General features: G+C 38.5%; 1 protein-coding gene. It reads right to left on the bottom strand.

The window, feature by feature from the left end; genetic code table 11:
• Positions 1-200, bottom strand: a 200-nt coding sequence (gene frdD / locus V6255_RS18425; protein WP_425355953.1) for a fumarate reductase subunit FrdD, incomplete at its 3' end; no start/stop codon positions are given.
• Positions 201-226: the final 26 nt, after the last annotated feature.

Here is a 226-nt window from a genome sequence, read left to right on the forward strand (position 1 = left end):
GCGACTAATACCAAGATGATAGCTGCGCGATTCCAACTACTGGCAAATTCGTGAAACTTATCGTAGCTTAGATGGTCAGCATCAATTATGCCTAATGTAATTAATAACCCTGTCACTAATACCATTACTGGAGTTAGAAATGCCGTTATCATGCCTCCAGCAACAAATAGCCCCCAAAAGACAGGTTCATTTGATCGAATATACTTTTTCTCTTGTAATTTATTGG

The sequence above is a fragment of the Psychromonas arctica genome (genome assembly GCF_038155225.1).
Lineage (GTDB): Bacteria > Pseudomonadota > Gammaproteobacteria > Enterobacterales > Psychromonadaceae > Psychromonas > Psychromonas arctica_B.